Below are 25,637 nucleotides of genomic sequence, written 5' to 3'. Positions count from 1 at the left end.
AGCATGAAAAATATTTGTGATTGGAATAATTGCTTTGATACTGGTGAATATAAGGCACCAATTGAGAAAGATAATAGCAAACGCTATAGACTACTTTGCTTGGCTCACGTTAAAGAATTCAATAAAAATTGGAATTATTTTAAGGGAATGGATGATGAACAGGTATTTGATTTTTTAAAGTCAGATATGACTTGGCACAAACCCACTCAAAGCTTTAGCTCTTCAGATAACTTTTTTAAAGTTCTATGGAACAATACTTTAAAAGATGAGTTTGATAAGACTAAACTTAGAGGTGAATATAATCATATGAATCAATTCAAATTTGATGCTAATGATATTAAAGCTTTTAGTATTCTGGGTGTTTCAGTTGGCCAAAAATGGGGGCAAATACAGGATAAGTTCAAAACTCTTGTCAAAAAATTTCACCCTGATATTAATTTGGGAAATAAAGAATACGAAGAAAAACTTAAATTAATTACTTTGGCTTATACTCAGCTAAAAAATACTTATAAGGAAAAAATTGACACCTGATTTAAACATACAGCCAGACATTAAAATGTCTTTAAAACAAAGTTTTGGAATTGACTCAGATATGGAGGTTGATGCTTTCTCTAAAAGAAGCGAATACGTTCCTGAAATAGACAAAAATTATAAATTTGATAGAGATACTACTCTTGCAATTATATCAGGCTTTGCTTTCAATAAGCGTGTCTTGGTTCAGGGTTATCATGGCACAGGAAAGTCTACCCATATTGAACAAATTGCAGCTAGATTAAACTGGCCTTGTATTAGAGTAAACCTAGACAGCCATGTAAGCAGGATTGATCTTATTGGAAAAGATGCAATCGTTGTAAAAGATGGCAAACAAATTACAGAGTTTAAAGAAGGTATTTTGCCCTGGTCAATCCAAAACCCAGTTGCCCTTGTTTTTGACGAGTATGATGCGGGAAGACCAGATGTGATGTTTGTTATTCAAAGAGTATTAGAAGCTGAAGGAAATTTTACTCTTTTAGACAAAAATAAAGTTATAAAACAAAACAAATTTTTTAGATTATTTGCAACTTCAAATACTGTTGGTTTAGGTGATACAACTGGATTGTATCATGGTACTCAACAAATAAATCAAGGACAAATGGATAGATGGAATATTGTAACATCTCTAAACTATCTTAGCCTCGATAGAGAAATGGAAATTGTTCTTGCTAAAAATAAAAATTTAAACAATCCAAAAGGCAAAGAAAAAGTATCTAATATGATTAAAGTTGCATCTTTGACTAGAAAAGGCTTTATAGCAGGAGATATATCAACAGTAATGAGTCCAAGGACCGTACTTCACTGGGCTGAAAATGCTGAAATTTTCAAAGACACAGGTTATGCTTTTAGAGTTACTTTTTTAAATAAATGTGACGATATAGAGAAAAATACAATAGCTGAATATTATCAGAGATGTTTTGGGGAAGAGTTGCCAGAGTCGATGGTCAATATTCAGATCTAAATGAGCTCAAAAGAAGATAATTTTAAGGAGCAATTTAAACAAGCTTTAATTTCTACTGCTAAAGTAATTTCTGAAGATTATAAATTAGATGTTAAAAAATTAGATAAAGATTTAAGTAATAAAAAGACTGGTTTTTTTGATGTAACTAATTTATCAAATAAGAGTGATTTTGTTAGACTAAGAGCAGAAACTGACTCTGGCGCACTAAAGAAAAAATTTTCAAATAAGGAAATATTTAACAAAAATCTACCTAATAATCCTTCTTGTAAGTCTTTATATAATATTGCTGAAAAAATTAGATATGAACTTCTAGGTGGAAAAATGCTCAAAGGAGTTGGAAAAAATTTAAGTGAAAACTATAGCCAAAAAATATTATCTAGTCATAAAGAGCAATTAAAAAATAAAGAAGATGTTCCTGTGGCTGAAGCATTTGAACTATATATGCTAAATAAATTCTTCAAATTAAAGCTCAACGATGTGTCTGAAAAAATGTTAGGTTTTTGGAAAAAAGAATTTGACGAATCAATTGATAAACATTTTGATTTTTTAAATAAAAATTTGGAGGATCAAAATAATTATAGTTTGAAATTTTCAGAAATTTTAGAAGATATGAATGTATTTGCTTCAAATAATGAAGAGAATAATGAAGAAAACGATGAACAAGAAAATGAGCAAGACAATAGATCTGAGAACGATAATGATGGTCAGTCTGATGATAAAGAGGAAGAAAGCAAACAAGATGATAGTCAGACTAGTTTAGATGCTGGTTTTGATCTTAGCGATCAGCAAATGGAAGACCAATTAGAAGATTCGGATTCTTTAAAAGAAAGTACAGAAAATGTTTTACAAAAAACAAATATTAATAATATTGATCAAGATTATAAGGTATTCACCACAGAATTTGATGAAATTGCAAAAGCTGAAATATTAGAAGACATGAAAGAAACTCAAAAGTTAAGAAAAAATTTGGACCAGCAACTTGTAGGGTTTCAAGATTTAATTACTAAGCTTGCTAACAAACTACAAAGACAACTGCTTGCAAAACAAAATAGAGCGTGGGAATTTGATTTAGAGGAAGGTTTATTGGATAGCTCAAAATTAACTAGAATAATTATGGATCCTTATAATTCTTTATCTTTTATGAAAGAAAAAGATCTTGATTTTAAAGACACAATAGTAACCCTATTAATAGATAATTCTGGGTCTATGAGAGGTCGGCCGATAACAATTGCAGCACTTTGTGCAGATATATTGTCTAGAACCTTAGAAAGATGCTCAGTAAAAGTAGAGGTTTTAGGCTTTACCACAAAAAATTGGAAAGGTGGTAAGAGCAGAGAAGCTTGGACAAAAAATGATAAACCAAAAAATCCTGGAAGATTAAATGATTTAAGACATATAATTTATAAAGGTGCAGACACGCAGTGGAGGCAGGCTAAAAATAATATAGGTTTAATGCTTAAAGAAGGATTATTAAAAGAAAATATTGATGGGGAAGCTATTTCGTGGGCCTATAATAGAATTAAAAAAAGAAAAGAAGAAAGAAAAATACTCATGGTCATTTCAGATGGTGCCCCAGTTGACGACTCAACTTTATCAGTCAATTCTGGAGATTTTTTAGAAAAACACTTGAAGAAGATGGTTAAATTCATAGAAACCAAAAGTGATGTTGAAATTTTAGCTATCGGTATTGGGCATGATGTTTCTCGATATTATGATAAAGCTATTAAGATAACAGATGTACATGAGCTTGGAGATGTGATGATCTCTCAACTGAGTGGCTTATTTGAAAATAAAAAAAAACTACACTAAAGCTTTAACAAGTCTTCATTTTTCCATTTAATACTAACTTCAGCCCCATCTCTTGTTTGAGAATTTCTGCATAAAATATTTGCGTAATTTTTTTCAAGTAGTGTTTTGCCTATAAAAATCCCAAGACCTAATCCAGATTTTGATTTTATTGAAGACTTAACAGATTTTATATAAGGCTCACCAATTTTACTCAAAACATCTTTTGGATATCCCTCTCCATCATCCTCAATCATAACTTCAGTTAAATCACTATCACTTTTTATATTAATAAAAATTTTATTTACAGAAAACTTATTTGCATTACCAATAAAATTTCTTAATCCATAAATAATTTCTATTGATTTAGTTATATTTAGTGGATTTGAATTTTGATCATAATTAACAATAAATTCTTTCTTGCTTGTTTGTTGGAATGATTTGACTATTTCACTCACATAGTCTGCCATTGTTAAATCACCATCAATAAAATCATCTTCGATAACTGGGTTTAATGTTAATTTTTTTAAAATCTCACTACATCTCTCTATTTGACTAGATAACAACTCAATATCTTTTTTAACATCTTTATTATCTTTAAATTGCTCTAGTAAATCAGTGGAGATAATCTTTATTGTTGAAAATGGTGTACCCAATGAATGTGCTGCAGCAGCAGCTTGTCCACCTAATGACAATAACTCATGTTCTTTGGACATAATTTCTTCCATTTTATTTAGTGCCTCTTTCCTTATTCTAGACTCCGATCCAAAGGTTAAGGCAAAATAATTTAAAAAAATTAAAGCAATAATTAATGCTATTGGAATTGAATAATAATAATAACTATCTACATGAAAATGTTCATTAACTGGATAGGGTAAAGGTTGATTAAAAAAGGTAAGAAAAATAATCATTAAGACTGTGAAGCTGACTAACAATAAATTACTTCTAAAACTTAAATTAGATGATGAAAATATAGCTGGAATAATCAAAAAAATTGAAAAAGGATTTATAATTCCACCTGTTAAATAAATCAAACAACTCAGTTGCACAATATCAATAAATAAAAAAAGAAATGCAGTTTTATCTAATAGCTGAGTGTTCTTATTTATGTAGATTAAATAAAGATTAGTTAGAACTCCAATTAAAATTATTGAATTTTCTAAAATTAAATTGAATTTAAAATCAAATACAAAGTAAATAAGATTAATTGTTACAAGTTGACCAATAATAGCAATCCACTTTAGGTTGATGTAAGTCGATTTTTTTAATGAAAAATATTTCGAAGTTTCGAAAAACTTCATTATTAGATATCTAGATTTTGAACATTAATTGCATTTGAAACAATAAAATCTTTTCTTAATGCAACATCATTGCCCATTAGTGTGTGTATTAAATCTTGATCTTTTTTTATATCTTTTGAGTATTGTACTTGTAATAAATTTCTTGTTTCAGGATCTAACGTAGTATTCCATAGCTCTTCAGGATTCATTTCTCCAAGTCCTTTGAACCTTTGAATGCTCATTCTAGATTTTTCATCTTCATAAACCCTGGTAAATTCTTTTGTTCCTTTTTTTATTTTTTGTAATTCTTTGTTATTCTTTAAAATATAATCTTCCAACTCTTTTTCATCCTTTATATAAATTCCTTTTGTTCCCTTATTGATCTTGAATAAAGGTGGCTGTGCAAGATAAACATGTCCATTTTCAATTAGTTTATTAAATGGTTTGTTGTTAAAGAATGTTAGTAACAATGCTCGTATATGAGAACCATCAACATCAGCATCAGTCATGATAATAATTTTTCCATATCTTAAATCTTTCAAATCAATATCTTCAACTTTTGGATCAAGACCAAGTGCATTAATTAAGGTCACAACCTCATTAGACGACATCATTTTTGCTAAAGATTTAGTTCTATGTTCACTACCATCTCTATTGCTATTTTTTTTAAGAACAATCTCTTCCACATACGTATTAAGAATTTTACCTCTAAGGGGTAAAACGGCTTGATTTGACCTATTTCTTCCCTGTTTAGCAGAACCACCAGCAGAATCTCCCTCAACAATAAATAATTCTGTTCCTTCTTGTTTGCCTATTTGACAATCTGCTAATTTTCCAGGCAGTCCACTTAACTCTAAAGCACCTTTACGTCTAACATTTTCTCTAGCTTTTCTAGCAACATCTCTTGCTAGAGCTGCCTGCATAACTTTAGCTAAAATAATCTTTGATAAAGTTGGATTTTGATCAAACCATATTGAAAGTTTTTCACTAACAATACTTTCTACAATCATTCTAACTTCTGATGAAACAAGTTTATCTTTTGTTTGAGAAGAAAATTTAGGATCAGGTATTTTTGCTGAAATTACACATGTAAGACCTTCTTTAATATCATCTCCTGAAATAGTTAATTTATTTTTTTTTAATAAATTATGTTCTGTAGCATATTTATTAATTACTCGAGTTAGAGCACTCCTAAACCCTAGTAAATGAGTACCACCATCTTTTTGATAAATATTATTTGTGTATGGATAAATATCCTCTCCATAACTTGCATTCCACTTCAAAGAACATTCAATTTCTATATTATTTTTTTTTCCTTCAATATAAATTGGCTTCTTAAATAAATCATTTCCTGTTTTATTTATAAGTTTTTCTCTTTTTTCATCTAAAAAATCGACAAATTCTAAAACTCCCCCATCAAACTTAAATACAATTATTTTTTCTTTTTTTTGATTTAAGTCATTAACAGTTATCTTTATTCCCTTATTCAAAAATGCAAGTTCACGCATTCTTTTAATGATTATATTTGGAATAAATTTTATTGAAGAGAATATTTCTTTTGATGGTAAAAATGTTATTTGCGTTCCAGTTTCTTTTGACTTTCCTATATCTTTAAGAGGTGCTTTTGAGGCCCCATCTTTAAATTCCATAAAATATTTTTTTCCGTCTCTATCTATTTCTAATTTTAATTTCTCTGATAATGCATTTACAACTGAGACTCCTACACCGTGTAAACCACCTGAAACCTTGTATGAATCGTGATCAAATTTTCCTCCAGCATGAAGCTGGGTCATAATAACTTCCGCAGCAGACATTTTTTCACCCTTATGCATATCAACAGGTATTCCTCTTCCATCATCTCTAACCGTAATAGTTCCATCAGAATTTATCTTAACATCTATATTTTTACAGTGTCCTGCTAAAGCTTCATCAATTGAGTTATCAACGACCTCATAAACCATATGATGCAAACCTGTTCCATCATCAGTATCACCAATGTACATTCCTGGTCTTTTTCTAACAGCCTCAAGGCCTTTTAAAACTTTGATGGAATCTGCTTGATATGTTGGGCTGTTTTTCATATTTTTGTAATGGAAATTAGATATTTATAACATTTTTATAAAAAAAAGAGGGAATTTAATTAGATTAATCCACAAAAAATGGATGAATAAGTCCCTTTTTTAAATGGTTTTTGAATGAAGACGAGAAAATTTTACTAATAATTATTAAATTTTATGAGTAAATTTTTTAAAATCATAAATATTTAGATCTACATTGTTATCTCTATTGGGATCTATATCTCTCAAAACTTCAAATGGTTTAACTAGGTTGAATGGTTCAATTGTAAGATTTATTTCTCTAAACCTTCCTTCTGTTTTTAAATCAAAATTATTCTTTAAAAGTGGGTCAGAAGTAATTCCTACATACTGAGTATTACCAGCTTTTATCTTGTCTAAAATATTATCAATATTATCATTTTTAAGGTGAATAAAGACATGTCTTATTAAGATAAAGTCAAAGTCTTCTATGAATTTAAAATCATTATTAATAAAATCTTTACAAATAAATTGAATCTTATCATTTCTATATTTTTTGTTATTTTGATTTATTAATTTTTCAACAATATCCACTCCATGATAAGACTCATAATCTATATCTTCTAATAAATTAGACATCCAATTAAAATCTCCACAACCAATATCTAAAATTTTCTTTATATTATTTTTTTTAAAGAAAGACTTTAAATCTATTTGTAATTGTAAAGTATTTTCAAAATTTGAACCTTTGCCACTTCTTGATTGATTACTATTTACATCATAATTTATCCAGTAACCTGAGTCAAAAATATTTTTAAATATTTTTTTTCTTATAAAATTTTCACTAAAAAAAAATTTTGTAAATCGATATGAATAAAATTTTCTTAAGAAGTAGCTTATTTTAAAATATTTATTTTTTTTTTTCATTAAAATCTTTTTATAATATTTAAATCGAAATTTTAATCAAAATATGATGGAGAGACAGGGATTCGAACCCTGGGTACCTTTAACAGTACACACACTTTCCAAGCGTGCTGATTAAACCACTCTCACACCTCTCCATATTTTTTTAAAATTCTAAAACTTCAAAGTTTTCATATTTTAGTAAAATTTTTTGTTTGACTCTTTATTAGTAAATATTCTTCACAATTTTCTTTAAATTTTATATCACGAGCTTTTCCCCTATCTTTGCTATAAAGTTCTATTAATGCATCAATTGTTGTATGTTTTTTATAAATTGATTTTATTTTCTTAAAAAATAGTGGCTGTTCTATTAATTGAAATAAATTTATTATATCTTTTTTTAAAATTTTATTTAAATAAATTGAAATCCATAAATCATCATTAAAGAATAATCTTTTGTTATTAATAACAAACTTATTAAAAAACTCTAAAATACCTTTTAAAAAATGAGTATTAATCATAAAGCCATCTGCACCTTGACCTACTTTACAATCTTCAATGTTAAAAACACAAAAACTATAAGCCCTATCAAGATCTTTTAAAGCTTCTTTATTAAAGATATTAAGCATATCTTTATTATAAATGTGATCGTCATCAATTAAAATTACATATTCATAATCCATCAAATATTCTAAAGAACCTAACAGTTTGGTGCCTGGACCATAATCTTTGCATCTAATTATTTTGAGGTTTTTAAAAATTTTTTCTAATCGTAAAATATTATGTTTTGAGTCAGGGTACCTTTTATATTTTAAAGGAATATTTAAAAATATTTTTTGAGGTTTTTTTATTTGATCATTAATGGATCTAATTGTTTTTTCTAATGTTGGAAATCTTGGAGGTATACTGGTTAAAGAAACACAAAAATTTTTCATTTTATTAAATATCTTTGTTTATTTTCAAAACTCCTATAAAGGCTTCTTGTGGTATTTCAACTTTTCCAAACTGTTTGCCTCTAGCTTTCCCTTTTTTCTGCTTGTCTAATAATTTTCTCTTTCTATCTCTGGCACCACCACCATGAATTTTTGTTAAAACATCTTTTTTAAAACCCTTAATAGTTTCTCTTGCTATGATCTTTCCTCCAATTGCTGCCTGAACTGGAATCATAAAATTATGTCGCGGGATTAGATCTCTTAATTTTTCACAAACTTCTCTTCCAACTGTTTGAGCAAAATCTTTATGGACCATCATTGATAGTGCATCAACTGGTTCGGCATTAACAAGTATTCCCAATTTTACTAAATCTCCTTCTCTATGACCTATAATTTCATAATCAAAACTTGCATAACCACTGGTCATTGATTTAAGTCTATCATTAAAATCAAAAACAACTTCGTTTAGAGGAATTTCATAATTTAAAACTGCCCTATTACCCGAATAACTTAAGTTTGTTTGTACTCCTCTTTTATCCTGGCATACCTTTATAATTGCTCCTAAATATTGATCAGGTGTAATAATTGTTGCTTTAATCCAAGGTTCTTCAATAAAATTTATTAACGTAGGCTCTGGTAAGCTTGAAGGGTTTTGTAACTCTGTTATTTCCCCTTTGTTCATATGAACTTTATAAACTACTCCAGGTGTTGTGGTTAATAAATTTATATCAAATTCTCTTTCTAATCTTTCAGTTATAATTTCTAAATGTAAGAGGCCCAAAAAACCACATCTAAAGCCAAGACCTAATGCAGATGAAGATTCTGCCTCATATGAAAAACTAGCATCATTTAATTGAAGTTTACCTAAACCATCTTTTAGTTTTTGATATTCAGAGCTATCTACAGGAAACAATCCACAAAATACAACTGGCTTACTTGGTTTAAATCCTGGAAGTGCCTCTTGAATTGGTTTAGTTGCATCACAAATAGTATCTCCAACTTTTGTTTCTGATAAAATTTTTATTCCTGTTGTTATAAAACCAATTTCTCCTGCATTTAATTCATTAACATCAGTTGCTTTTGGAGTAAATACACCTACTTTTTCAATTATATATTCTTGGTTAGTGGACATCATTTTAATCTTCATATTTTTAGAAATTTTTCCGTTAATAACTCTAACTAAAATAACCACCCCTAAATAAGTGTCATACCAACTATCAACTAATAAACATTTCAAATCTGCATCTTTTTCTCCTTCTGGAGCAGGTAGTGACACAATAATTTGCTCTAGAATATCTTCTATGCCTTCGCCTGTTTTTCCAGAGCAAGGTATGGCATTTTCAGTATCGATACCTATAACTTCTTCTATTTCTTGTTTTGTTTTTTCTAAGTCTGATGCTGGTAAATCAACTTTATTTAATACTGGAACTATTTCATGTTTGGTGTCTAAAGCTTGATAAACATTAGCCAATGTTTGAGCCTCTACTCCTTGGGTACTATCAACAATTAAAATAGATCCTTCACATGCATACAAAGATCTACTTACTTCATAACTAAAATCTACGTGTCCTGGAGTATCAATAATGTTTAGAATGTACTCTTTACCATTTTTTGCTTTATAATTAAGTTTAACTGTTTGAGCTTTAATAGTTATTCCTCTTTCTCTCTCAATATCCATTGAGTCTAAAACTTGTGCCTTCATCTCTCTTTCAGTTAGACCGCCACAACTATGAATTATCCTATCTGCGATTGTCGATTTGCCGTGATCAATATGCGCAATGATTGCAAAGTTTCTGATGTGATCAATTTTTGTCATGATTACGATCTAATCTTAGCACCAGTTTTAGATTCAACAGCAGAAATAATAAGTTGATTAATTTTGTTTAAATCATCTTCTGTCAATGTTTTTTCTAAAGATTGAATAATTACATTTAATGCAATTGATTTTTTGCCTTCAGGAATATTGGTTCCTTCATAAACATCGAATACTTTGACAGATTTTATTAACTCTTTATCTACATTGGAGATAGTTTCAATTAATTCTTGAACTTTAAAATTTTTATCCAAAACAAAAGCAAAATCTCTTTCTGATTTTTGAAAATCTGAATATTTGTACTGGGTTTTTTGATCTTTCAATGATTTTTTTGGTTGTTTTAAATTATCTAAAAATATTTCAAACCCCACTAATGCTTCAACTTTAATATCTAATTTTTTTAATATACCTGGGTGAATATCACCAAAAAAAGCTACTACTTTTTCATTTCCTTTATTTAAAAATATTCTTCCTGATTTTCCAGGGTGATAATAGCTTGGTGTTTCATCATCAATATAGAGCTTGTCTTTATTATAACCTGCTTCAACTAAACTTTTGATGACATCACTTTTAACATCAAATACATCTACTAATCTTTCTTTTTCTAGCCAATTATGCCTAGCCAATTTTCCTGATCTTAATCCAGTAGCTACAGTCTGTTGCTCACCTGGCTCAGATCCTAAAAAAGTTGGGCCTATTTCAAAAAATGACAAATCTTTAAATCCTCTTCCTAAATTCTTATTCAAATGGATAATTAAATTAGAAAAAATTGAATTTCGCAAAACGTTCAAATCAGAACTTATAGGATTAATTATTTTAATTTCTTTGTTATTTTCAATGAATAACTGATTAATTTTACTATCAGTAAAAGACCATGTGATAGCCTCAAAATATCCCTTAGAAGCAATAGATCTTTGTAAAAAATGAAATAACTTTTGTTCTAAATTTAACGTTGGTTTTTTTCTAACTTTTTCAGGTTCAATAATTTTAATTTGATCATAACCCTTAATTCTTACAAGCTCTTCTATCACATCAACTTCTTGTGAAATATCTGGTCTCCAAGATGGTATAACGACATCAAGTAATCCTTTATTTTCTTTTATTTCAAATCCTAGGTTATCCAAGATTGTGATCATTTCTTTTGTGTCAATATTAAACCCAGTAATTTTTTCAAACAAAGAGGAATCAAATTTTAATGATTTTTTTTTAACATCTTCAATTTTTTGAATATCAAATTCACTAACCACACCACCACATATTTCTTGTATTAAGTTAGCTGCTCTTTCAAGTCCCTGGTCAATTGATAATGGATCAATACCTCTTTCAAATCTAAATTTTGCATCTGTATCTATATTCAGGATTTTAGATGATTTTCTGATTGATCGTGGGCTAAAGTAAGCAGACTCAATTAATACATTTTTTGTATCCAGCTCAGTTCCAGTTCTTGTGCCTCCTATTATGCCACCAAGACCTAATACACCTGACGCATCTGATATGACACACATCTCATCCTCTAATTTATACTCCTTATTATCTAATGCTTTGAATGTTTCACCTTTTTTAGAATTTCTTACAACTATTCCTTTGTCTATTTTATCAACATCGTATGCATGAAGTGGTCTATTCAAGTCAAACATTACATAATTTGTAATATCAACTATTGCCGAAATGGGTTTTTGGCCTAAAGAAATTATTTTGTCTTTTAACCACTCCGGACTTTCAGTATTTTTTACTCCGGTAATTAAACAACTTCCAAAAGAAGTACATCCTTGGTTTTTTTCTTTAATTATTTTTATACTGACTTTTTGTTTATTTTTTTGAACTAACTTCTCTGTTTTAAATTTTTTTAATGTACCAGAACCTGCTGCTGCTAAATCTCTAGCTATTCCTCTCACACCCAAGCAATCTGCTCTATTTGGTGTAATAGATATATCAATTACGTTTACACTGCTTTTAGGAAAATAGTTTTCTCCTACTTTTTTATTATATTTTTCTGATAAAAGCTCTATTATCCCATCACTTTCATTTGATAGATTAAGCTCTGACTCTGAACAAAGCATTCCATATGAAGTTACACCTCTTATTTTACTTACCATCAATTTCATTTGACTTTTTGGTACTACAGCACCAGGAGGAGCATAAATTGTTAACAAACCTTCTTTAGCATTTGGAGCTCCACAAACAACTTTTACTGGTTCACCTGACCCTATATCAACATCACATACTCTAAGCCTATCTGCATCAGGATGCTTTTCAGCCTTCAAAATTTTGGCAATTACAAATTCATCAAACTCTCCTAATTGATTATCAACACTCTCTACTTCTAAACCAATATCTGTAAGTTTATCGATGATTTGATTTTCATTAAGTTTGGTATCTAAATGATCTTTAAGCCATTCTGTTGTAATCTTCATCGGCTTAAGCCTCTATAGCTTGTTGGGACATCTATTGGATCAAATCCAAAATGATTTAGCCATCTATAGTCACAATCAAAAAAGGCTCTTAAATCATTAATGCCATATTTTAACATTGCGAGCCTATCTATTCCTATTCCAAATGCATAACCTTGGAATTCATCAGGATTTACTTTAACATTCTGTAAAACATTGGGATGAACCATTCCACAGCCTAAAACTTCTAACCATTTATCACCATCCCCAATTACTATTTTTCCATCTTTTATTTCATAACCAATATCAACTTCTGCTGATGGCTCTGTAAATGGGAAATGACTAGGTCTAAATCTCATTTTAATTTTATCAACTTCAAAAAACTCTTTAATAAAATAATTTAAGCATCCTTTTAAGTGCCCCATATTAATATTTTTATCAATATGTAGACCCTCAACTTGATGAAACATTGGTGTATGGGTTTGATCGCTGTCAGATCTATATGTTCTGCCTGGTGCAATTATTTTAAAAGGTGGTTTATCATTAAGCATTGTTCTAATTTGAACTGGAGAAGTATGTGTTCTTAATAATAGTTCTTTTGCATCATCTAGATAAAAAGTATCATGCATATCTCTTGCAGGATGGTTATCAGGTGTATTTAATGCAGTAAAATTATTATATTCATTTTCAACATCTGGTCCTTCTTCTACACTAAAACCAATTTCTGAAAAAATTGAAGAAATTTCATCTATGACTTGAGATACAGGATGAATTTTTCCCTGAACAAAAGGTCTTTCTGGTAAAGTTATATCTATTTTTTCTTTTTCTAACTTTTTGTTAATCTCTTTTGTTTCAATATCGTTAGTTTTTGTAGTAATCAAATTTTCAAGTTCATTTTTAACTAAATTTAAATCTGATGCAAAATTTTTTCTTTCTTCTTCTGCTAATTTTCCAAGCTGTTTAAATTGTGAACTGATTAACCCAGTTTTACCAAATAGTTCTGTTTTAATTTGATTAACTTGATTTAAATCTAAATTTTTTTTTAATTTTAAAAGAAATTCATCTTTTATTTTTTTAATATCAGGCATATTGAGAGATTATTTCTTCACCGAAGAAAAACAATAGTGAAGATTAATTTAGTGCCGATTGAGCTTTTTGAACGATCGTTTTAAAGGCTTCTGGGCTATCGTATGCTATTTCAGCTAGTATTTTTCTATCTAACTTAATTCCGCATTTAGTTAAGCCATTAATAAATTTTGAATAAGTTAATCCTTCAGATCTAACACCTGCATTAATCCTTTGTATCCATAAAGATTTAAATTCTCTTTTTTTAGTTCTTCGGTCTCTGTAAGCATATTGCATAGCTTTTTCCATGGCTTGCTTTGCAACTCTTATAGTATTCTTTCTTCTGCCCCATTGACCTTTAACAGCTTTTAAAACTTTTTTATGTTTAGCGTGACTTGTTACGCCTCTTTTTACTCTAGCCATATTATCCTCTTAAACTGTAAGGCATGTATGATTTAACTATTTTGCCATCTTGTTTTGACATAGCAGTCGTGCCTCTTAATTTTCTAATTTGTGAATTTGTTCTTTTTATCATACCATGTCTCTTTCCAGCTTGAGCCATCATAACTTTCCCTGTAGCTGAGATCTTAAATCTTTTTTTTGCGGAACTTTTAGTTTTTAATTTTGGCATAATTCTGCGGACTTATACAAATATTGGAATGGATTTACAACCTCTATTAAGCCTTATAAAGGCTGAATAACCATGATCATTTGCTTCCCATCAAACTTTGGGTGCAATTCAACTTTGCCAATATCTTGCATATCAGCTTTTATTTTATCCATTAATTCTCTACCTAAGTGTGAGTGTTGTAGCTCTCTACCCTTAAATCGTATTGTAAATTTTACCTTGTCACCTTTGCCAATAAATTTTTTAGCATTTTTAACCTTAAAATCATAATCATGAGTTTCTGTAACTGGTCTCATTTTAATTTCTTTTAATAAAACAATTTTTTGTTTCTTTTTAGCAACATTTGCTTTTTTTTGAGCATCATATTTAAATTTACCCATATCAATAATCTTACATACAGGTGGTTTTGCGTTTGGAGCTATTTCAATTAAATCCAATCCTTGCTCTTTAGCCATTGATATAGCCTCATTTGTATTTATGATTCCTATATTCTCACCATCACTTCCAATTACTTGAACCTCAGGTGAAGAAATTCTATTGTTAGATCTTGGACCTTTATCTTTAGTTCTTCTTTGAAAATAATTTTGTTTAAAATCTGCCACTTAGTTTGAGGGTGCTTTATTTAAAGCTGAGAAAGTTTCTAAGAATAAGTTTAATTCCATATTTTCTTGTTTGTTCGTATCCAATCTTCTAATCGTTACTGAGTTACTGTCAACTTCTTTTTTTCCACAAATCAATAAAAGTGGTATTTTTGATAGTGAATGTTCTCTAATTTTATAATTCAAATTATGGTTTTTTAAATCTACCTCAGAGCTTATGCCTACGTTTTTAATCTTTTCATTTACTTCTTTTGCATAAGAATCGAACTCTTCTGAAATTGGAATTACAACAGCTTGTAGAGGAGCTATCCAAAATGGAAATTTACCTGCATAGTTTTCTATAAGAATTCCAATAAATCTTTCTAATGACCCAAATAATGCCCTATGAAGCATTACTGGAATTTTTTTAGTTCCATCTTTATCAACAAAAGAAGCGTCTAGTCTTCCTGGTAAATTAAGATCTACTTGTAAAGTTCCACATTGCCAATCTCTACCAATGGCATCTCTTAAAACAAATTCAATTTTTGGACCATAGAATGCTCCTTCTCCTTTATTAATTGTGTATTCAAGCTTTGAAGCTTTAACCGCATCTAACAAAGCTTTTTCAGCTTTGTCCCAAACATTATCATCACCAACTCTTAAATCTGGTCTATCTGAATATTTTAATATTACATCTTCAAATCCAAGATCTTTATAAATATCTAAAATCAAATTTGTAACAATCAAACACTCTGATGTAATTTGATCTTCTGTACAAAAAATATGAGCATCATCTTGAGTAAATGCTCTAACTCTTAACAGTCCATGTAAGGCGCCTGAAGGCTCATACCTGTGTACTTTTCCAAATTCTGAAATTCTTAAAGGAAGATCTCGATAACTTTTTAAACCTTGATTAAAAACCTGAACATGGCCCGGACAATTCATTGGTTTTATTGCAAATATTTTGTCATCTGGTGTTTGGGAGGTATACATGTGCTCTCCATATTTTTCCCAGTGACCAGATTTTTCCCATAGAGATCTATCTAAAATTTCAGGAGTATTTACTTCTTTATAGCCTGCCTTATTTTGTCTATCTCTCATATAAGCAACTAACTTTTGAAATAATTTCCAACCTTTTTCATGCCAAAATACTGATCCTGGACTTTCTTCTCTAAAGTGAAATAAATCCATTTCTTTTCCAAGTTTTCTGTGGTCTCTTTTTTCTGCTTCTTCTATTCTTTCTAAATATTCATCTAAATCTTTTTGTGATGCCCAACTTGTTCCATAAATTCTTTGCAACATTTCATTATTTGAGTCTCCTCTCCAATAAGCTCCCGACACCTTTGTTAACTTAAAGTATTTACCAATTTTTCCTGTTGAAGACAGATGAGGACCTCTACATAAATCATGCCAGTCTCCATGAAAATATATAGAAACATCTTCACCTTTTGGAATACTTTCAATAATTTCAGCTTTGTATACTTCTCCATTATCTTTAAAGTGAGATATAGCCTTATCTCTTTTCCAAACTTCTCTTGTAGTTGGAACATCTCTATCAACAATTTCTTTCATTTTATTTTCAATTTTATTTAAATCATCCTCTGTAAAGGGTTCTTTTCTTGAAAAGTCATAATAAAATCCATTTTCTATAATTGGACCAATGGTTACTTGTGTTCCTGGAAAGAGTTCTTGAACAGCCATTGCAGTTATATGGGCCGTATCATGACGGATAGTTTCTAAACCTTCTTTATCTTTTGAAGTAAAAATTTTGACTGAACAATCTTCGTCTATAACAAAACTTAAATCTTTAAGTTCTTCATTAACGCTAATAATAGTTGCCTGCTTTGATAAAGATTTACTAATCTTTTCAGCAACTTCAAGTCCTGTTACTTTATTTGGAAATTCAATAGTGTTCCCATCTGGCAATGTTACTAATGGCATTTAATTTAATAATTTTTTGTATTCTGAATATGTAGAAAAACACATTTTTTCAACATTAAATTTTTTAATTATATTTTTTCTACCCTCTATACCAATAGATTTCAATCTAGATTCATCTAATTGTAAGACTTCCACTATTTTTTCACTTAAAGCTTCTGCATTACCAGACTGAAATAAAAAACCTGTAACATTATCAACAATAGTTTCGTTAGATCCTCCAATATCACTTGCTATTATTGGTTTTTCCATTGATTGGGCCTCAACTGCTACTCTTCCAAAAGCTTCAGGTTCTACTGAGGCTGAAACAGCAATGTCTGATATTTTGTAGGCTAGTGGCATATTTTTACAATGTTCTATAAATTTTAACTGACTAGTCAGCCTATATTGTTCGGCCAATCTTTTAATTTTTTTTGTATAAATGTCTCTTCCTTGATCACTACCCAAAATAACAGCATTAAAAGAATCATATCCTAATTTTTTATTAACCAGATTTAATGCTTCAATAAATGTCTCCTGTCCTTTCCAGGCAGTTAAACGACCTGGCATTAGGATTATTTTTTTATTTTTATTAACTTCCCAATCTGAAATAAGTCTATTTTCTTCAGTATCCAAGGTTGTTGATGAATCAAAATAATCAACATTAATACCCCTAAAAATTACTAAGAATTTTTTTTTTAAATCCAAATATTTTGGATAATTTTGATTAATATGTGAAAAAATAAAATTTGATCCTGCTATTATTAAATCTGATCTAACCATTACTGAATTATAAAATTTTTTAATTGAGTTTTTAAAATTATAAGTACCATGAAAGGTTGTAACAAACTTTCTTCTTGTGATTTTTGTTGCAAGCAAACAAGACCAAGCTGGAGCACGACTTCTTGCATGAACAATAGATATATTATTTAGCAAAATAATAAAAATCAAAGCTATTGAATTAAAGAGCATTAAAAACGGATTTTTACTATGGACGGGAAGTTTTATTACTTTTACTTTTTTTGTATCAATAAATTTCAATAATTCTCCTCCACTAGTCACTATATAAGAGCTGCAATTATTTTCTGGTAAATAGTGTGCAAGATCATAACAACCTGTTTCCGCACCCCCATATCCAAGCTTAGGAATTACTTGCAATACTTTTAATTCTGAAGACATTTGATAGAACTATATATTAAGAATTAATTCTAATAAACTCATATGAATAAATTTAAATACATTAGGGTCCTTAATAACAAGGAAATAAGATATTTAAGTAAAGAATATAAAGATAACCTCTATATTGTTTTTTTACATGGTTTTATGTCAAGTATTGAAGGTGAAAAACCTCAGGCTATATTAAAATTTGCTAAAAAAAATAAACTTGGCTTTCTTGCTCTCGAATATTCTGGTCATGGAAAGTCCTCAGGAAAATTTACCAAGGGAAATATCACTCAATGGTCAAAAGAAGTTGAAACAGTAATTAAAAAAATAGTTAAAAAAAATAAATTTATCTTAGTTGGCTCAAGTATGGGTGCGTGGCTCTCCTTAAATCAATTTAAATATTTTAAAGATCAAATTAAAGGTTTTTTAGGAATTGGTTCTGCTCCAGAGTTTTTACAAAATCTAATGTGGAAAAGGTTTACAAAAAAGATGAAGAATGAAACTATAAAGAAAGGAATTTATAATTTAAAACATGGCAATTATGAGTATCCAATCACCTATCAGTTAATTAAAGATGGTAGAAAAAATAAAATCTTAAATAAAAAAATTAAATCCAACATCAATGTGACTATGATTCACGGAAGTAAAGATGAAGTTGTTCCAACAAGTTATTCTAGAAAAGTTCTTAAGTTATTTACTAAAGCTCATAAAAAATTAGTAATAATAAAAAATGGTGATCACAGCTTATCAAACAAGCAAGGCCTAAAAAAAATACTGTTAGAACTAAATAAAATTACTTCTAATATGGTTTAATCCTTCAACATAGCTTGGAAATTTTAAATTATAGTTAAAATAACCTTTCATTTTTTTGTTACTAACTTTCTTGGACTCATTATAAAAATTTTTTAACATCTCACTTTTAATTTGGTCAACTTCAATTTTTTCAATATTTTCAATATTTAATAGTTTTGCTCCAAATAAAGTAACATCTTCAGATGTAGAAGGTTTATCATCAGATAGATTGTATATTTCTCCTGACTTAAATTTTGATAAAGATTTAAATAATATGTTTGAAATATCATCTACATGAATTCTAGAAAAATAATGATTTTTTTTATTGATCAATTTCACTTGCCCTGATTTTAAACGTATTAAAATATTTTTTTCATTAGAGTAAATTCCAGATAACCTAAATATCTGAACTGGTATTTTGTTATCTTTTTCCAAAGAAACCCAGGCATTTTCAGCTTTTAATCTTGCAATACCATTAATTGAGATTGGGTTTGTTTTACTATTTTCATTAACCCATTCACCATTATGATCACCATAAATACTGGTGGCCGATAAGTATGTTATCCATTTTACTTTAGAGCTCTCTATAAATTTAGAAAAATTTTTTACAACTAGATCTTCTTGATTTTCTGGTGGTATAGAAACCAAGATATGATCTGCTTCTTTTAATTTTACAACTAAATTTTGATCAAATTTTTCACTATTAAATAGGTAGCTATTATAATTAATACCATTGAATATTTTTTTTGAGGATTCGCTTCTAGAAGTTGATGACAAGTTAATATTATATTGCTCAATACTAAGCTTCTTTATAAAATTTTTTGCTACTTGGCCAAAACCAAAACAAAAAATATTTATATCCTTCATTTTAACTAACTTCTTTTATAATAGATTTTAAACTTATTGGGTTTTTTAACTTATCAATCATTTCTTTTGGACACACTTGAATAAAATTAGAAATTTCCTTATCAAAATTTTCTATTATCTTTTTAGAAAAATCTGAATTTGTCTCCTGGTGATGCTCTTGTACTAAATTTTTTAAATAAGCTATCCAATGATCTGTTTCTGGCGTTTGCCACACTACAGTCTCTGGATTTACTTTTTTGTCGAATTTCTTATTTATATCGTAAATAAATGCCATACCACCTGTCATTCCAGCTCCAAAATTATCTCCTACATCACCCAAAACTACAACTGTACCACCAGTCATATATTCACAAGCATTAGAATCACAGCCTTCAATAACCGAAATTGATCCTGAATTTCTTACGGCATACCTTTCTCCAGCTTGACCTGCCGCAAAAAGTTTTCCAGATGTTGCTCCATACAAAACTGTATTTCCTATTATGGTATTCTCATTTGAAACTAAATTACTTTCATCTGGAAGTTTAACTACCACTGTTGCTCCTGACAAACCTTTACCAACATAATCATTAGCGTCACCTTTTAAAATAAGTTTTAAACCTTTAATTCCAAATGCTCCAAAGGATTGCCCTGCTGATCCTTTAAATTTTAAAGATAAAAAGCCATCTTCTATTTTTTCAGATCCATATTTTTCATAAAGATGATTAGAAATTCTTGTACCAACGGTTCTATGAGTATTTTTAATAATATATTCTTTTTCAATAATTTTTACTTTTCCAATTTGTTCTTTAATTTCAGGTAAAATTTCTTGATCTAAAGTATCTGGAACGGAATTTATTTCTGGAACTGTACAGTATCTCGTATTCTCTCCTGAATCTGTTTGAACAAATAAAGGATTTAGATCTAAATCATCTAAGTTTGGTGATGCTTTGCTTACCTGTCTTAATAAGTCAGTTCTACCAATTATTTCATTCAGTGTTTTAAATCCTATCTGTGCTAAAATTTCTCTTACTTCCTCAGCTATGAATTTAAATAAGTTAACTACCTTTTCTGGCGTACCAGAAAATTTTTCTCTTAGCTTTTCATCTTGAGTACAAACTCCAACTGGACATGTGTTTGAATGACACTGTCTAACCATTATACATCCCATGGCTACTAAAGCTGTAGTTGCTACACCATATTCTTCTGCGCCCATCATTGCTGCAATAACAACATCTCTTCCTGTTTTAATTCCACCATCTGTTCTTAGGGTAACTTTATGTCTCAAATTATTTAAAGTTAAAACTTGATTAGCCTCAGTTAAACCCATCTCCCAAGGTATCCCTACATATTTAACACTTGTTTGCGGTGTTGCTCCTGTTCCTCCATTATGTCCAGAAATTAAAATTATATCTGCTTTAGCTTTAGCTACACCAGCTGCAATTGTTCCTATACCAGATGATGCTACTAATTTTACTCCAACTCTTGCTTTTGGATTTGCTTGTTTAAGATCATAAATTAATTGAGCTAGATCCTCGATAGAATAAATATCATGATGAGGTGGTGGCGATATTAGAGTTACACCCGGTGTCGAATGTCTTAATTTAGCAATTTCTTCTGTGACTTTAAACCCTGGTAATTGACCTCCCTCACCAGGTTTTGCCCCTTGTGCAATTTTAATCTCTATTTCGTTACAGTTATTTAGATATTTAAGAGTTACTCCAAATCTTGCTGAAGCTATTTGCTTAACTCTAGAATTAGCACTGTCACCGTTTTCCATCTTAATAAATCTTTTTTCATCTTCACCCCCTTCACCACTACACGAGGCTCCTTTAATTCTATTCATTCCTATGGCTAAAGTTTCGTGTGCCTCTTTCGATAATGCACCATGAGACATACTTCCACTCCCAAATCTTGTTAAAATATTTTCAATTGGCTCTACTTCTGAAATATCTAAAGATGGGTTTAAATTTCTATCTCTAAATCCAATCAAATCTCTAAGATGTATAGGTGGAAGATTATAAATACCTTCTGCATATTTTTTATAAGCCTCAAAAGAATTTGATGAAACTGCACTTTGTAAAAGATGAATAAGCTTACCTTGGTATTGATGTGTTTCACCATTCTTTCTATACCTATAAATTCCCCCGATTGGTAAAACCGTATCCGTACCTTCAAATGCTTCTTTGTGAATAGTTCTTAATTTTTTTTCTATTCCATTTAAACCTATGCCTGAAATTTTTGATAAAATTCCTGGAAAGTACTCTGATGCTACTGTTCTACTCAAACCAACTGTTTCAAAATTACATCCACCTCTATAAGAACTTATGACCGAAATTCCCATTTTTGACATTATTTTCAAAAGCCCATAATTTACTGATTGTATATATCTCTCTATACATTCATCGTACTCAAACTTTCCAAATAGTTTTTTTTCAAACCTCTGATATAAACTATCTAGTGCTAAATAAGGATTAACTGTTGTAGCTCCAACACCTATAAGTGTTGCAAATGAATGTGTGTCTAATGCTTCCCCAGTTTGAGCATTGATTGATGCATAGCCTCTTAATTTTTTTTTAATAAGATAAGTATTTATTGCACCGACACTTAACAGCATCGGAATTGGTAATCTTTTTTCAGAAATATTTTTATCACTTAAAACTAATTGAGTAAGACCTTGTCTAACTGCAATTTCAGACTCTTTTCTAATTCTCTCAATAGAGGTTTCAAGATTTTCACTTTTATCAAAAGTACAATCAATAGTTATTGATTTTTGGCGAAAAAAATTAATAAATTTTTCTAATTGAGAATTTGATAATATAGGGCTGTCTAAAACGTATATGTTTTCCTCTGTTAAATTAGTAAAATCTAAAATATTTCCAAGATTACCAAAACGAGTTTTTAAACTCATAACCTTGTTTTCTCTTAAAGAATCAATTGGTGGATTTGTAACTTGACTAAAATTTTGTCTAAAGAAGTGATAAAGCGGCCTATAACGGTCAGATAACACTGCAAGTGGAGTGTCATCACCCATCGAACCAATCGCCTCTTTTGCGTCTTCTGCCATGGGATGAAGAATAAGTTCTAAATCTTCTAAACTATAACCAAATGTATGTTGTCTTTTTTTTAGTTCATCACCTGAAAAAGTAGATTTTTCATTTTTTATTGGAAATTTCTTTTCTAAATCAATTATTTGATTGTTAAAATGTTTAAACTCTTTTGCTAGATAGTCTTTTATTTCAACATTAGAAAATACTTTGCCTTTGGCTATTCTAACTCCAAGAATTTCTCCAGGTCCCAATCTGCCTTTTTTAAGAATTTGCTTCTCATCAATTTCAACCATTCCTGTTTCGGATCCTGCACACAATATTTTATCTTTTGAAATAGTATATCTCATTGGACGTAACCCATTTCTATCAGCAGCTACTATAGCCCATTCATTATCAGTAGCTGCAATAGCAGCAGGTCCATCCCATGGCTCCATTGTACTGTTTAAAAAATTAAATAGTTGTTGATGATCTTTTGATAATGTTTGACTTTTTTTTGACCATGCATCTGGAATCAACATTAACTTTGCAAGAGGTGCTGATTGGCCAGAAATATTTAAAAGTTCAAAAACGCTGTCTAGAGCAGCAGAATCTGATGATCCTGGTTGTATGACTGGTTTTAAATTTTCCATATTATCAAATAAAGGACTATCCATTTCTTGCTCATGAACTTTCATCCAGTTTGTGTTTCCTTTATATGTGTTTATTTCTCCATTATGAGCTAATGCTCTGAAAGGTTGTGCCAGATCCCAGCTTGGTGCTGTGTTTGTTGAAAATCTTTGATGAAATATTGCAAATCGAGATATAAATCTCTCATCCTTTAAATCTAAATAAAAATCTGAAATAGACTCTGCTAAAAACATTCCTTTATAAATTACTGACTTGGAGCTTATTGAACAAATATAAAAACCTTCTATCGCATTTTTAATAGCTTTTTTTTCAATTTTTCTTCTAGATTCATAAATTTTTCTTTCTAATTCTTTTTCTGTTAAATCTTTATTATTGTGTTTGAACAGTACTTGAGTAATTTCTGGTCTCGTAAGATTTGCTTTTTCACCTAAAACTTTTGGATTTACTGGAACCTGTCTCCATCCATAAATACTAAAATTACTTTTTGTTAATTCACTTTCAACTAAAGTTCTTGCATTTTCTTGCGCTTGATAATTATTTCTGGGTAAAAAAATCATACCCACACAAATTTCTGAACTATCATGGTCATGACCTGTGAGTTCTATTTTTTCAGCGAAGAAATCTGAAGGAATTTCTAAGTGGATTCCAGCTCCATCACCTGTTTTTCCATCAGCATCAACAGCTCCTCTATGCCAAACTGCTTTTAAGGCATTAATTCCATATTCAACTACTTTCCTTGATTTTTTGCCCTCTGTAGAAGCAATCAACCCTACTCCACAAGCATCATGCTCCATTTCTTTTGAATAAACATGGCCATCTTCAAGAATTTTAAGATTTTTTTTATAATTTTTCATTAAGCAGCATTCTCTTTACTGAGTTCTTTACTCTCTAAAAAATTTTTTATTGATACTGCAACGTCTCTTCCATCTTTTATAGCCCAGACAACTAAAGATGCACCTCTAATAATGTCTCCTGCTGCAAAAACACCTGGTAAATTTGTCTCCATTGTATCAAAATTAGTTTTTAATGTTCCCCATTTAGTAACTTGTAGATCTTCAGAGCCAAATAGTTTTGGTAAATTTTCAGGATCAAAGCCAAGAGCCTTGATTACTATATCTGCTTTAATATTAAAGTGAGAATTATTCTGGATTTCTGGTTTACGTCTACCACTGTCATCAGGTTCACCAAGTTTAATTTTATCCACCATCAAACCTTCAACTTTATTTGTTCCAACAAATTCTTTAGGACTAGATAACCATACAAACTCTACTCCTTCTTCCTCTGCATTAGCTACCTCTCTAGCAGATCCAGGCATATTTTCTTTGTCTCTTCTATAAAGGCATTTAACTGATTTTGCTTTTTGTCTGATTGAAGTCCTAACACAGTCCATTGCAGTGTCACCTCCTCCAATTACAACAATATTTTTTCCTTCAGCATTTAAGGTTCCATTATCAAATAACTCTACCTTATCTCCTAATCCTTTTTTATTTGAAGCTGTTAAAAATTCCATAGCTGGAAAGATATTTCCTAAATCTTTTCCTGGTAGATCTATTTCTCGAGCTTTATAAACTCCAGTTGCAATTAAAAGAGAGTCATGTTTTTTTCTTAATTGCTCTAATGTAGCATCTTTTCCAACTTCAAAATTTTGAACAAATTTAATTCCACCCTCTTCTAATAATTTGGTTCTTCTTTCTACAACAAATTTTTCTAATTTAAAATTTGGGATCCCATAAATCATTAAACCACCAGCTCTATCATATCGGTCATATACAGTAATTTGATAACCTAACTTACGTAACTGCTCTGCAGCAGCAAGACCAGCTGGACCAGCACCTATAATTCCAATACTTTGACTCTTTTCGTTTTTAACTTTTATTGGATTGACCCATCCTTGTTCCCAAGCATTATCAGTAATATATTTTTCAACTGAACCTATGGTTACAGTTCCATGTCCTGATTGTTCGATTACACAATTTCCTTCACACAATCTATCTTGTGGACATATTCTTCCACACACCTCTGGCATGTTGTTAGTGCTTTGAGATAATTCGTAAGCCTCTTTTAATCGTCCCTCTGCAGTTAATTTCAGCCAATCTGGAATATTATTACTTAATGGACAATGTACCTGACAAAAAGGAACTCCACATTGTGAGCATCTACTAGATTGTTCGCCTGCCTTTTCGTTAATAAACTCTTTATAAATTTCGTTAAAATCTTCTTTTCTGTTGCCAACTTCTCTTTTAGGTGGAGTTTGTTGACCTATTTTAACAAATTTAAGCATTTTTTCTGACATATATATCCTTTAATAAATGAACATATAATAAGGTTTTGTATAATAA

The 25,637-nt window shown here is 29.8% G+C and carries 19 protein-coding genes and 1 tRNA gene; 4 read left to right on the top strand and 16 right to left on the bottom strand.

The window, feature by feature from the left end:
• The first annotated feature begins 3 nt into the window (after positions 1-3).
• The 3 genes from ABXT53_RS00245 to ABXT53_RS00235 are packed head-to-tail and all read left to right on the top strand — an operon-like array spanning position 4 to position 3,304.
• Positions 4-531: a J domain-containing protein gene (locus tag ABXT53_RS00245; protein WP_415290682.1), complete on the top strand. Its 528-nt coding sequence runs from the start codon at positions 4-6 to the stop codon at positions 529-531.
• Positions 521-1,495 (top strand): cobaltochelatase subunit CobS, encoded by a 975-nt coding sequence (gene cobS, locus ABXT53_RS00240; protein WP_415290681.1) that lies wholly within the window; start codon positions 521-523, stop codon positions 1,493-1,495. The genes ABXT53_RS00245 and cobS overlap by 11 nt, the downstream gene beginning before the upstream one ends.
• Positions 1,496-3,304, top strand: a complete 1,809-nt coding sequence (locus ABXT53_RS00235) for a cobaltochelatase CobT-related protein (protein ID WP_415290680.1) — start codon at positions 1,496-1,498, stop codon at positions 3,302-3,304.
• Here ABXT53_RS00235 and ABXT53_RS00230 read toward each other — a convergent pair.
• From ABXT53_RS00230 to ABXT53_RS00170, 13 genes are all read right to left on the bottom strand, one after another.
• On the bottom strand, positions 3,301-4,581 hold the full coding sequence (locus ABXT53_RS00230) for an ActS/PrrB/RegB family redox-sensitive histidine kinase (RefSeq protein WP_415290679.1): 1,281 nt from the start codon (positions 4,579-4,581) through the stop codon (positions 3,301-3,303). The genes ABXT53_RS00235 and ABXT53_RS00230 overlap by 4 nt on opposite strands.
• Before the next feature lie 2 nt (positions 4,582-4,583).
• A complete protein-coding gene (locus ABXT53_RS00225; RefSeq protein ID WP_415290678.1) occupies positions 4,584-6,641 on the bottom strand; it encodes a DNA gyrase subunit B in 2,058 nt (685 codons plus the stop codon).
• Positions 6,642-6,785: 144 nt separating this feature from the next.
• A complete protein-coding gene (locus ABXT53_RS00220) occupies positions 6,786-7,523 on the bottom strand; it encodes a class I SAM-dependent methyltransferase (RefSeq protein WP_415290677.1) in 738 nt (245 codons plus the stop codon).
• Positions 7,524-7,570: 47 nt separating this feature from the next.
• Positions 7,571-7,657: transfer RNA gene (locus ABXT53_RS00215), tRNA-Ser, on the bottom strand.
• Between the two features lie 33 nt (positions 7,658-7,690).
• Positions 7,691-8,434 carry a glycosyltransferase family A protein gene (locus tag ABXT53_RS00210; protein ID WP_415290676.1) on the bottom strand — a complete coding sequence of 248 codons (744 nt, stop codon included), beginning with the start codon at positions 8,432-8,434 and terminating at the stop codon, positions 7,691-7,693.
• A 4-nt stretch (positions 8,435-8,438) separates the two neighbouring features.
• Entirely contained in the window at positions 8,439-10,247 is a 1,809-nt protein-coding gene (lepA, locus tag ABXT53_RS00205; RefSeq protein WP_415290675.1) for a translation elongation factor 4, read from the bottom strand.
• A gap of 2 nt (positions 10,248-10,249) precedes the next feature.
• A complete protein-coding gene (pheT, locus tag ABXT53_RS00200) occupies positions 10,250-12,658 on the bottom strand; it encodes a phenylalanine--tRNA ligase subunit beta (RefSeq protein WP_415290674.1) in 2,409 nt (802 codons plus the stop codon).
• Positions 12,655-13,722: a phenylalanine--tRNA ligase subunit alpha gene (gene pheS, locus ABXT53_RS00195; protein ID WP_415290673.1), complete on the bottom strand. Its 1,068-nt coding sequence runs from the start codon at positions 13,720-13,722 to the stop codon at positions 12,655-12,657. Before pheS ends, pheT begins: the two co-directional genes overlap by 4 nt.
• Before the next feature lie 43 nt (positions 13,723-13,765).
• On the bottom strand, positions 13,766-14,122 hold the full coding sequence (gene rplT, locus ABXT53_RS00190) for a 50S ribosomal protein L20 (protein WP_168606836.1): 357 nt from the start codon (positions 14,120-14,122) through the stop codon (positions 13,766-13,768).
• Position 14,123: 1 nt separating this feature from the next.
• On the bottom strand, positions 14,124-14,330 hold the full coding sequence (gene rpmI, locus ABXT53_RS00185; protein ID WP_006997462.1) for a 50S ribosomal protein L35: 207 nt from the start codon (positions 14,328-14,330) through the stop codon (positions 14,124-14,126).
• A 53-nt stretch (positions 14,331-14,383) separates the two neighbouring features.
• Positions 14,384-14,929 (bottom strand): translation initiation factor IF-3, encoded by a 546-nt coding sequence (gene infC, locus ABXT53_RS00180; RefSeq protein ID WP_006997463.1) that lies wholly within the window; start codon positions 14,927-14,929, stop codon positions 14,384-14,386.
• Positions 14,930-16,846 (bottom strand): threonine--tRNA ligase, encoded by a 1,917-nt coding sequence (gene thrS / locus ABXT53_RS00175; protein WP_415290672.1) that lies wholly within the window; start codon positions 16,844-16,846, stop codon positions 14,930-14,932. It abuts the gene before it with no gap.
• Entirely contained in the window at positions 16,847-18,001 is a 1,155-nt protein-coding gene (locus ABXT53_RS00170) for a glycosyltransferase family 4 protein (RefSeq protein ID WP_415290671.1), read from the bottom strand.
• 42 nt (positions 18,002-18,043) lie between these two features.
• Between ABXT53_RS00170 and ABXT53_RS00165 the strand changes: the two genes are divergently transcribed.
• Positions 18,044-18,799, top strand: a complete 756-nt coding sequence (locus ABXT53_RS00165) for an alpha/beta hydrolase (protein ID WP_415290670.1) — start codon at positions 18,044-18,046, stop codon at positions 18,797-18,799.
• On the opposite strand, the gene ABXT53_RS00160 is transcribed toward ABXT53_RS00165, so the two are convergent.
• Genes ABXT53_RS00160 through ABXT53_RS00150 form a run of 3 tightly spaced genes read right to left on the bottom strand, consistent with a single transcriptional unit; the run spans position 18,770 to position 25,591 of the window.
• Entirely contained in the window at positions 18,770-19,645 is an 876-nt protein-coding gene (locus tag ABXT53_RS00160; protein WP_415290669.1) for an NAD-dependent epimerase/dehydratase family protein, read from the bottom strand. The genes ABXT53_RS00165 and ABXT53_RS00160 overlap by 30 nt on opposite strands.
• A gap of 1 nt (position 19,646) precedes the next feature.
• A complete protein-coding gene (gltB, locus tag ABXT53_RS00155; protein ID WP_415290668.1) occupies positions 19,647-24,152 on the bottom strand; it encodes a glutamate synthase large subunit in 4,506 nt (1,501 codons plus the stop codon).
• Positions 24,152-25,591 (bottom strand): NAD(P)-dependent oxidoreductase, encoded by a 1,440-nt coding sequence (locus ABXT53_RS00150; RefSeq protein WP_415290666.1) that lies wholly within the window; start codon positions 25,589-25,591, stop codon positions 24,152-24,154. Before ABXT53_RS00150 ends, gltB begins: the two co-directional genes overlap by 1 nt.
• Positions 25,592-25,637 lie beyond the last annotated feature (46 nt).

The organism is Candidatus Pelagibacter sp. Uisw_136 (assembly GCF_047720275.1).
Lineage (GTDB): Bacteria > Pseudomonadota > Alphaproteobacteria > Pelagibacterales > Pelagibacteraceae > Pelagibacter.
Note: the sequence above shows the minus strand (reverse complement) of the source record. Positions and strands in the feature narration are given on the sequence as shown.